Annotated in this window: 2 protein-coding genes; one reads left to right on the top strand and one right to left on the bottom strand. The window is 74.7% G+C overall.

All coding sequences use genetic code 11. The features are described 5' to 3' along the window. Nucleotides 1-7: 7 nt before the first annotated feature. Nucleotides 8-397 carry a tetratricopeptide repeat protein gene (locus tag I5E_RS13130; protein WP_083857967.1) on the top strand — a complete coding sequence of 130 codons (390 nt, stop codon included), beginning with the start codon at nucleotides 8-10 and terminating at the stop codon, nucleotides 395-397. 81 nt (nucleotides 398-478) lie between these two features. On the opposite strand, the gene I5E_RS13125 is transcribed toward I5E_RS13130, so the two are convergent. Continuing rightward, on the bottom strand, nucleotides 479-1338 hold an 860-nt coding region (locus I5E_RS13125), incomplete at its 5' end, for a TIGR01777 family oxidoreductase (RefSeq protein ID WP_022907391.1).

The following is a 1338-nucleotide window of genomic DNA, read 5'->3' as shown; positions in this document are numbered from 1 at the left end:
CGCTCTAATCGTCCTCGTCGGGCAGCGCGCGGTGGCGTTCATCGCGACGGGCATCCCGATCGGCATCGGCATCGGTGTCGCGCTCTTCGTCGTCGCGGCGATCGGCGCACTGCTGCTCGTGCTCGAGTTCCGCTTCGGGCTGCGCATCACGCGGCTCGGCGCCCGGCTGGAGCGCGAGGGCGGGGCCCCGGCCGACGTCGTGCCGGTCCGGCCGTCCGGTCGCCCCTTGCGTGAGGCGGCCGACGAGCTCTTCCCGCAGTACCGGGCCGCCGTCGAGGACGACCCGGCCGACTGGCGCGGCTGGTACCGCCTCGGCGTCGTCTACGACGCCGCCGGTGACCGCAAGCGGGCGCGGGCCGCGATGCGCGAAGCGCTCACCAGGGCACACGTGTCCTGACCGGAGGCGCGGTCGGCGCGTCCCGGGTGCCGCCGGCGCGTCACCGCTGAGCGGGCCGCGCCGGTCCGTCAGCCGGTCGCGTCAGAACGCGGCGTCGACCGCGTCCTCGGCGCGCTGGTACCGGAACGCGTACCCGGACTCCAGCAGCTTCGTCGGCACCATCTGCTGGTTCGACAGGAGCATCTCGTCGGCGGCCTGCTGCAGCAGGAGCCGGAGCGCGAACTCGGGGATCCGGAACAGGTAGGGCCGGTGCAGGTCCTCGGCGACGCGCTTGGTGATGCGGTCGGACACGGCGGCCTCGGGGCCGGCGAGGTTCACGGGCCCGACGACGTCGGCCGCTTCCGGGCTCGTCGCCAGGTGCACGATCGCGCCGACCTCGTCCTCGAGCGCGATCCACGGCCAGTACTGTCCGCCGGTGCCGAGCCGACCGCCCATGCCGGCCTTCGTGAGCGGGACGAGGGGGGCGAGCGCGCCGCCGCCCTTGCCGACCACGATGCCGGTACGGAGCGTCACCACGCGGACCGCGTCCGGTGCGGCGTTCGCCGCGGCCTCCCAGGCGGTGCAGACCTCGGCGAGGAAGCCCGTGCCGGCGGCTGCGTCGTCGGCGAGCACGTCGGCGGGGCGGTCGCCGTACACGCCGGAGGCCGACCCGGACAGGAACAGGGCCGGCGGGTTCGTCGCGCGGCGCATCGCCTCGACCAGCGTGTCGGTGGCGGAGACCCGCGAGCGGAGGATCTCCTGCTTGTACGACTCGGTCCAGGGGAGCTTGCCGATGTTCGCCCCGGCGAGGTTGATCACGACGTCGGCCCCGTCGAGGATCGCGGGATCGAGCTTCCGGGAGCCGGGGGACCAGCGGAACTCGCTCGCGGTGCGCGGTTCGCGTCGCACCAGCGTGGTGACGTGGTGGCCCGCCTCGCGCAGGGCGTGGACGAGGGGCGTGC

Origin of the sequence: Curtobacterium sp. B18 (assembly GCF_000333375.1) — a bacterium.
Lineage (GTDB): Bacteria > Actinomycetota > Actinomycetes > Actinomycetales > Microbacteriaceae > Curtobacterium.
The sequence above is the reverse complement of the archived record's forward strand: the minus strand, read 5'-3'. Positions and strand labels throughout refer to the sequence as shown.